This is a genomic window from Microcystis flos-aquae FACHB-1344, assembly GCF_014698375.1.
Classification (GTDB): Bacteria; Cyanobacteriota; Cyanobacteriia; order Cyanobacteriales; family Microcystaceae; genus Microcystis; species Microcystis aeruginosa.
In genome coordinates this window covers 20,558-28,359 of the sequence record NZ_JACJSW010000096.1, presented here as the reverse complement: position 1 = coordinate 28,359, position 7,802 = coordinate 20,558, and the positions used below count along the sequence as shown (strand labels likewise).

Annotated in this window: 8 protein-coding genes and 1 pseudogene; 6 read left to right on the top strand and 3 right to left on the bottom strand. The window is 42.4% G+C overall.

Annotated elements, in window-relative coordinates; translation table 11 throughout:
* From H6G48_RS07690 to H6G48_RS07680, 3 genes and pseudogenes are all read left to right on the top strand, one after another.
* A pseudogene (locus H6G48_RS07690) lies at window positions 1–345 on the top strand (Uma2 family endonuclease); the annotation flags it as partial.
* A gap of 456 nt (window positions 346–801) precedes the next feature.
* The gene (locus tag H6G48_RS07685; RefSeq protein WP_190720657.1) at window positions 802–2,175 is read left to right on the top strand and encodes a 1-acyl-sn-glycerol-3-phosphate acyltransferase; all 1,374 of its coding nucleotides are present in this window, start codon (window positions 802–804) and stop codon (window positions 2,173–2,175) included.
* A gap of 293 nt (window positions 2,176–2,468) precedes the next feature.
* Window positions 2,469–2,930, top strand: coding sequence for an Hsp20/alpha crystallin family protein (locus H6G48_RS07680; protein WP_190720655.1), 462 nt, complete (start codon window positions 2,469–2,471; stop codon window positions 2,928–2,930).
* A gap of 102 nt (window positions 2,931–3,032) precedes the next feature.
* On the opposite strand, the gene H6G48_RS07675 is transcribed toward H6G48_RS07680, so the two are convergent.
* From H6G48_RS07675 to H6G48_RS07665, 3 genes are all read right to left on the bottom strand, one after another.
* Complete coding sequence (locus H6G48_RS07675) at window positions 3,033–4,247, bottom strand: DUF790 family protein (protein WP_012267145.1); 1,215 nt, start codon at window positions 4,245–4,247, stop codon at window positions 3,033–3,035.
* Between the two features lie 78 nt (window positions 4,248–4,325).
* Window positions 4,326–4,670 carry a hypothetical protein gene (locus tag H6G48_RS07670; protein WP_190720652.1) on the bottom strand — a complete coding sequence of 115 codons (345 nt, stop codon included), beginning with the start codon at window positions 4,668–4,670 and terminating at the stop codon, window positions 4,326–4,328.
* 362 nt (window positions 4,671–5,032) lie between these two features.
* A complete protein-coding gene (locus H6G48_RS07665; RefSeq protein ID WP_002761266.1) occupies window positions 5,033–5,227 on the bottom strand; it encodes a hypothetical protein in 195 nt (64 codons plus the stop codon).
* 358 nt (window positions 5,228–5,585) lie between these two features.
* On the opposite strand from H6G48_RS07665, the gene H6G48_RS07660 reads away from it, so the two are divergent.
* From H6G48_RS07660 to H6G48_RS07650, 3 genes are all read left to right on the top strand, one after another.
* Window positions 5,586–5,936 carry an STAS domain-containing protein gene (locus H6G48_RS07660; protein WP_002761268.1) on the top strand — a complete coding sequence of 117 codons (351 nt, stop codon included), beginning with the start codon at window positions 5,586–5,588 and terminating at the stop codon, window positions 5,934–5,936.
* A 292-nt stretch (window positions 5,937–6,228) separates the two neighbouring features.
* Entirely contained in the window at window positions 6,229–7,158 is a 930-nt protein-coding gene (locus H6G48_RS07655; protein ID WP_149988429.1) for a CoB--CoM heterodisulfide reductase iron-sulfur subunit B family protein, read from the top strand.
* A 22-nt stretch (window positions 7,159–7,180) separates the two neighbouring features.
* Entirely contained in the window at window positions 7,181–7,513 is a 333-nt protein-coding gene (locus H6G48_RS07650; protein ID WP_149988430.1) for a BON domain-containing protein, read from the top strand.
* Window positions 7,514–7,802: the final 289 nt, after the last annotated feature.

Genomic DNA, 7,802 nt, shown 5'->3' with positions numbered 1-7,802 from the left:
ATTGACCGAGAAACGGCAATTTGGGCGAGATTTTATGACTCGGAAGGCAATTTAATCCCCTTGCCAGAAGAAGCAGCCCAGGAGCAAGCGGCCGCGGCACAGGAGCAAGCGGCCGCGGCACAGGAGCAAGCGGCTGCAGCACAGGAGCAAGCGGCTGCAGCACAGGAGCAAGCGGCCGCAGCACAGGAGCAAGCGGCCGCAGCACAGGAGCAAGCGGCCGCAGCACAGGAGCAAGCGGCCGCAGCACAGGAGCAATTAAATGCTACTCAGCAAGCTCTGGAAGCGGAAAGACAGCGTTCTCAACAGCTGGCGGCTCGTTTGCGAGAAATGGGGATAGAGCTATAGTATAGCTGTATTTGTTTAGGTGAGGAGGTAAAATACTGGTGTTCCTCCTCGCTTAAAGTCGGTTAATTTCTCCTTTCACGGTTGAGGGATCCTGCAATCTCAGTGTATTTGAAATCTAGCTCGACACCTGTTTGCTGCTGTGATTATCTTTTGACCAGTGGGTAATTATTGATCAGAGTTTTCTTTTATTCTTCCTTAAACAGTAAACAGTAAACAGTGAACTGAAAACTCAAATCTGATAACTGATAACAAGGGTCGAATCTAAGACCTAATTGGTTAAGCTAAAAGCTTTGATGTGCTTAGTTTCTAACCTTCTTTTTAGGTAGGAGAATTGTCAGATTCTGTCTTTTGCACGAGTGCCTGTTGCCTCTTGCCTTCAGAAGCTGATAACTGATAACTGATAACTGATAACTGTCTCAACTAGGAAATTTATTTGGCACGACTACTTATACTTATATGTCTAATCTATCTTTGGGCGCGCAACCTCCCCTCGAATTTATCCCCCCTGACCTTAATCCCTTGCTTTTAAAGGGATGTCAAATCTTTTTACCTCTTTGGTTACAAACTCAAACCAACTTAAGAGAAATTTCCGCTGCCAATCTAGAAACTTTAATCACATTTTATCAAAAAAGTCAAGAGAAAAAAGTCCGTTTACTGCTTGCTTTCCGTCATCCCAGTATTAACGATCCCTACTGTATGGCCTATCTTTTGTGGAAATTAGTACCCAAAAAAGCCGAAGAGTTAGGAATAAAATTAAACAAGCCAATTCACGCTCATTTTATGTATGATCGAGGGATTCCTTTATGGGCTGGAGAAAGGGTAGGATGGTTATATTCTAAATTAGGTGGCACACCAATTCAACGGGGAAAAGCCGATTTAATCGGATTGCGTTCGGCTCGTCGTTTATTATTAGAAGGAGATTATCCTTTAGCCGCTGCTCCGGAAGGGGCAACTAACGGACATAATGAGCTTGTTAGCGCAATTGAACCGGGTATTTCTCAATTAGCTTTTTGGGGGGTGGATGATGTCAGAAAAGCTAAACAACAGCAAGAAGTAATTATTTTACCTATTGGTATTCAGTATTTTTATCTGACTCCAGTGTGGCAAGAAATCGAGCAAATTTTAACTAATTTAGAAAACGATAGCGGTTTAGAACCCACCCCGAATTCATCCCGAGAAGAAAAGGTTTTATACGAGCGTCTTTTTCGGTTAGGAGAAAGATTATTATCTTTAATGGAGGATTTTTATCGAGATTTCTACTATCAATCTTTGCCTGTAGTACCTGCCAATGGTGATGATCCAAATGAAACCCTAGCCAAACGTTTAGCCAATTTATTAGATGTGGCCCTCCAAACCGTAGAAAAGTATTTTAATGTTTCTCCTAATGGTAATGTAATCGATCGCTGTCGTCGTTTAGAACAAGCAGGATGGGAACGCATTTATCGCCAAGAATTAAAACCCACTCATTCTATTTCTCCCCTTGAATTAGGATTAGCTGATCGCCTGGCCGATGAAGCTAATTTAAAAATGTGGCACATGAGAATTGTCGAAAGTTTCGTCTCAGTAACCGGTTATTATGTCAAAGAAAAACCCACCGTAGAAAGATTTGCCGAGACAATTTTATTACTCTGGGATTTAGTGACAAGAATTAAGGGAGGTAATCCCTTTTTTCGTCCCCAAATTGGTCAACAAAAAGCGATAATAACTATTGGTAAACCTATTTCTGTATCCGAGCGCTATGCTGATTATAAAAGCGATCGACGCTCGGCCGTAGCCCAATTAACCCAAGATTTACAAACCAGTTTAGAAAGTTTAATTATTCATCAGTAGATAATTAGGGTTTGCTGAATAAGTTTGTTGGTGGGGTTAGGAGTCAGTTATCAGATTTGAGTTATCAGATTTGAGTTATCAGTTATCAGTTCACTGATTACTGTTCACCGAGAAAACCCCCCACTTCCCCGGGAAAAACTTTTTCACCTAGCTCTAGTATAGGAGATAGTACGGGAATCTGGAAAAACTCAATACCGAAAACCCTACCCCGGTCAGAGAATCTTTTATCTATCATAAGAGGGTAGAGATAAACCAACATCTCTAGCGTTAAGAAAACTTCGGAGGTGACTTATATGGCACTTATACGTTGGGAACCTTTCAGAGAAGTAGAAAGCCTACAGAAAGAAATGAATCGCTTGTTTGACCGTCTTGTACCGACTGATGTGGGCAATGGCGAAAAAATGGGGTTATCCTTCATCCCGGCGGCGGAAATTACCGAAACGCCAGAGGCCGTTCAGCTTAAACTGGAAATACCTGGTATGGAAGCCAAAGACCTCAACGTGGAAGTAACAGCCGATAGTCTGACCGTTAATGGTGAAAGAAAATCGGAAATTAAAACCGAAGAAGAAGGATTTACCCGCACTGAGTTCCGTTATGGTAAATTTCATCGGGTTATTCCTCTACCGGTTCGGGTTGATAACAATAACGTGACTGCTGAATACAAAGATGGCATTCTCAATCTCACTCTCCCGAAAGCGGAAGAAGAAAAAAATAAAGTGGTGAAAGTGTCCATCAATCCTACCATTGCTCAATGATGTAGTACTCATTGTCCGGTCTTGAGCAAAAAGGTTAACCTAGTGTGATTAAACCAAAGCGGGAGTATCAAACCATACTTCCGCTTTTAGCTTCCTAAACCTTTAACTTAAAACTTCTAACACTGCTTGGGGTGATAATTTATCTTTAAACCAGATAACCTGAGCGGGTAGATTTTGAAATTTAACTCCGGCTTTTTCTAGATTTAACCGTTCCGATACGGCTAAAATTAGATTACTTGCTTGGGCCGATTTAACCTGTAAAAATTTCTTTTGTAGGTATTCTGGTCGCCAATAACCAACAATTTCGAGGAGAAAAACGCGACCATCGGGATGCACTAAACGGAAATCGGGAATCATCACTCCTCCGGGTAAAGGCACTAAATCCACTTCCCTTTCTAGTTGCCATTCAGTTTTTAACTGTAACCAACGTTTAGCGAAAGATTCCTCTAACATACTATCGTAGGGTTTACCTGGGGAATAGTGGGACACCAGACCACAGTTATCCTCTAAATTGAACTGTTGTTTTTTAATAGTGCCTGTATAGGAATCTTTATACTGTAATTGTGCCTTCAGATTCCAGTGAGTAACATGGAGTAAGGCAGGAATTAATTTAGCGATTTCAATGCCATAACGACTGTTAGCTTTAAATAAACTGGTGGGACCATCGATAGTAATAGTAAATCCCGTGTCGGCATCCCCTTCGATATAAGTCATTAAACGAAATAGTTTTAGATAGCGAAAGAGATATTTATATTCCCCCGGATCGTTGCGGTGGACGTTGATGATTAAATAACTGGCCCGATAAAAAATACCTTGAATTTGCGAGAGGTTAAAACGATGAATTAAGTTTTCGGGGGTGGGAGCATCAAATTGAGTGAGAATTTTATTCTCTGCTAAATCAGCATAGAGTCCTTTTTCTAGAGCTACTGGAAAAATTTCTTGATTTAATTCTTGGCTGAGTTGCTGGGCAATTGTTTGAAGAATTAGCGATCGATTTTGGGGAATAGGAACAAAGTTAGCCGCTTGTTCAAAAACTCTTTTTCTTAATTCCTGCGGTTCTAAGGGACTAATAATCTCAAAGGTGGCAAAATGATTGGTTAATAGGTGAGCAAATCCCCGTTTAATTTTATAATCGGGACTGTCTCCCTCCAAGATTAGGAGTTTTTGGCTTAATTCTCCCTTAGTTTGACCGATACTTTCCTGAAAACAGGTGATTTGTTCTTGAGCGATCATCAGATAATCAGGAGCGATCGGTAAGCGTTTGGGAATAATTGTCTCGCCATTTTGACGGGAAATCAATAAATCGGTCGGTAACATGGCAAGCTAGAGAAGAATAATCAGATGGGGAGAGGTGGGACGACAAGGAAAGGTCGAAACCCCAAAAATCCCCCGATTCTAACTATTTTGGTCGATATAACGCTCTAAATCCTCGATTACACGGGTTAATTCTGCTTCTGTGGTTAAGCGTAGGCGATCGTCACGAACCGTTAACAAAACTTTAGCCGAAAAAGGACTCGGATAAATATTGGGATTACAAAACACTTCCAGAAACACATCACCAGTGTGCTGATATTCCAGCGGTTTTTGGGGTTGGGGTTTACCCCCACTAGCGGCATTACTGGCGATCGCTTTCAGGTGATCGAGTAAAATATTAATTTCCCTTTGCAAATCCAGAGCAGCACTGGGACTGAAACGAAAAGTAACGGAACCTTGCAAGAGATTAAGAGTTAAAGGAATCATGGAAAAAATCAGGTTAAGAGAAAGCCTGAAGTCAATTATATTAATTTGGGGAAATTTAGGGAAATTGGGTTTTGGGGGATTGTTCAGTCATCAGTAATCAGTAAACAGTAAACAGTAATCAGTGAGGTTCTTCGTTACTTGGTCTGGTTCGATCGGGTGATCGCTAAGTAGGTGGGTGGAATTAAATATAAGATGAACGTAGGTTGGGTTGAAGCATGAAACCCAACGCCTAGGTTCGGTTTGATCGGGTGATCGCTAAATGTCTTTCTATATAATGGTTTCATCCCTTATAACCCCGTCCATTGCATAACAGGAACCGAAAGGCCATCAGTGAACTGAAAACTCACCACTGATAACTGAAGTTACCGACGGGGAACGAGATTAATCCGGCCCTCGTCCATTTCATCCATGAGTAACTCTAGGGCCTCGTAATCCACATCGGAAACGTAGCCAAGACGAGCGAGGAGTTCATTAATTCCGTTTTCGATTTCTGGCGTGATTTGACGATAATATAGGGCTTGTTCCACTAATTGGCGGATAGTCGGCTGGGTATCCACAATTTCCTTACTCTAGTTCAATAAATCTAGTTTCTGTATCCTGCTTTACTTTATTTCAGCAAAAATACCAGTATAATGCTGGTTCATCATCAGTCATTCGGGATTAGAGCTTAAACCTAACGACTTTCCCCTGGTATTCGCCCTAATAAGCCTTGATCACTGTTCCTCTTGACTCCCCGGATCATCAGGTTAACCTAAAAGTGGTTCCTTCCCACAGGGGAAAGATTAAAAAAAGATTAATCTTTTCAGGAGAGAGGAAATTTATCGAGACCGGGGTTGCAAAATCAGAAAGTTAGGACATAATAGCGGTATCTGATCTCCAGTTAAAAGGTTCATTTATGAATTTCAAAGCCCAGCCATGAAAAGTCCTGTAAAAGTCCCGGAAATTGCTCTATTTGAGCCAAACGGCTATATTACCGCCGCTAACGTCCTAGAATTTCAAGAGCAGCTCACCAATCTGGTTAACCAGAGTCGCTCTATCACTTTTCTCGTGGATATGAGTAGGGTGGAATTCCTCGACAGCGCTGGATTAATGGCTTTAGTTACCGCCTTTCGTCTGGCTCAAAGTCAAGAAAAATCCTTCAATATCTGTTCTATTCCACCTTCAGTCAAGATTATCTTTGAATTAACCCAACTCGATCGGGTTCTCTCGGTTTTCCCTAGCCGTGCTGACTTTGATGCTGTTATCACCCTCCCTCAAGCGGCGTAAGCAGACAAAATAGGGTTTCTGGCCGTAATTTCTCGGCTGCACTCTCAATTCTACCGGTAAATCACCTCTTGACCGGACAGATTGCCATTGGTACAACCGACTCCTCAAAACAACAATTTTTCTCAAGGAGAGGCATTATACTGTTGAGATGGCTCTCCTCGTTTTTGGATATTATTTCGGGGGGCAAACTAGCATACACTTGTTGGGAGCAGCTCACAAAAGGCTGTCTATTAAGAAATTCCATGACTTTAGTGATGACAGAGGGGAAGGGGGCCAAGATGGTAGATAGGTAATGAGTAGTAATTTCCTAGAATCCATGACAGTCAAAAATCTCCAGTATGCTTATTTTCCCGGTTGTGTCGCCCAAGGTGCCTGTCGGGAACTATATTTATCCACGGCAGCCCTGACGGAAGCTTTGGGGATTAATTTAGTCGAACTCAAAAAAGCTGCCTGTTGTGGTTCGGGAACCTATAAGGAAGATTCGCAACTCTTGGAAGATGCCGTCAATGCGCGCAATATTGCCCTAGCGGAAGCCCTCAATTTACCCCTGTTGACTCACTGTAGCACCTGTCAAGGAGTGATCGGTCATGTGGATGAGCGCTTGAAGGAAGCAAAGCATAATAATCCCAATTATGTTGAGGAAGTTAATAATTATTTACAGAAAGAACATTGTTCCCCCTACCAAGGTACGACGACGGTTAAGCACCTACTCTGGGCAATTGTCGGCGATTATGGCTTAGATAATCTGGCGGCCAAGGTGGTTCGTCCCTTATCAGGCTTAAATTGTGCCAGTTTTTATGGTTGTTATCTCCTGCGGGCCCAGGATACTCTCCCCTACGATAATCCTTTTCAGCCGGAATCCCTAGAAAATGTCTTTCGGGTGGTGGGAGCAAATCCGATTTATTATCAAGGACGCACTCAATGCTGTGGTTGGCCTCTGTCCAGTTATGCCACCACCCAATCCTTCCAAATGGCAGGAAAACACATTTTAGAGGCCATGGCAGCGGGGGCCGATTGTTTAGTCACCCCTTGTCCTTTATGCCATCTTAATCTTGATTCCCGACAACCGGAAGTGGCAAAAGCGATCGGTCGAAGTTTAGGTTTACCCGTGTTACATTTTTCCCAATTAGTCGCTTTAGCGGTGGGAGTCAGTCCTGATCGTTTAGGATTAGATCGACACATCGTTTCCACCAAATCTCTGTTAAAGAAATTGGGGTTTTAGAACTCAATCAGGAGTGTTAGCAATGGATTGGTTAAAAAGAATTTTTGGCTTAGATAAACCGGCCGATGCCGCTAGTGCGATTGCGGGGAAAGCCGCTGCTGCGGGTATTCCCCCCGAAAGAGTCGGATTAGATGGAAAATACGACGAAAGCGGCCTAGCTAAACGAGTAGTTTTAGCTTTTGACGAGACACCGGATTTAGCTGATGAAGACAAATTGTGGGTCGCTCAAACTGGTGGTAAAGTTGTACTAAAAGGCAAGGTTTCCCATCAGGCGACTTTAAATAAAATGGTTGCAATTGCCAGTAAAGTCCATGGGGCAACCGGCGTCGATACCAGTCAAGTAACTATTGGGTGAAGTCGAACGGCTGTTAACCTCTTGTAAAAATCAAAAATTGTTGTTAGGGTTAGGAGTCAGTAGCCAGTAGTCAGTAGTCAGGAGAATTAAGAATGAATAATAATCAGTTAAATGGTCTATTTACAGATTTTATGCGATTTAATCCTTATTTTTGAGGTTTTTGAACCCTCAAAAGTTAATTATGCAAGAGGTTTAATATTCCCCGGGAAAATTAACCACTAAAACCCAGAGGGTTTTTGCTAGGGTGGATAACTCCAAGACTGGCAATCGCCCTCAGCCGGCTGCTGTA

Excerpts from the sequence above, each read along its gene's own strand:
- H6G48_RS07685 (WP_190720657.1), top strand. The coding sequence starts at position 802 with ATGTCTAATCTATCTTTGGGCGCGCAACCTCCCCTCGAATTTATCCCC.
- H6G48_RS07680 (WP_190720655.1), top strand. The coding sequence starts at position 2,469 with ATGGCACTTATACGTTGGGAACCTTTCAGAGAAGTAGAAAGCCTACAG.
- H6G48_RS07675 (WP_012267145.1), bottom strand. The coding sequence starts at position 4,247 with ATGTTACCGACCGATTTATTGATTTCCCGTCAAAATGGCGAGACAATT.
- H6G48_RS07670 (WP_190720652.1), bottom strand. The coding sequence starts at position 4,670 with ATGATTCCTTTAACTCTTAATCTCTTGCAAGGTTCCGTTACTTTTCGT.
- H6G48_RS07660 (WP_002761268.1), top strand. The coding sequence starts at position 5,586 with ATGAAAAGTCCTGTAAAAGTCCCGGAAATTGCTCTATTTGAGCCAAAC.
- H6G48_RS07655 (WP_149988429.1), top strand. The coding sequence starts at position 6,229 with ATGAGTAGTAATTTCCTAGAATCCATGACAGTCAAAAATCTCCAGTAT.
- H6G48_RS07650 (WP_149988430.1), top strand. The coding sequence starts at position 7,181 with ATGGATTGGTTAAAAAGAATTTTTGGCTTAGATAAACCGGCCGATGCC.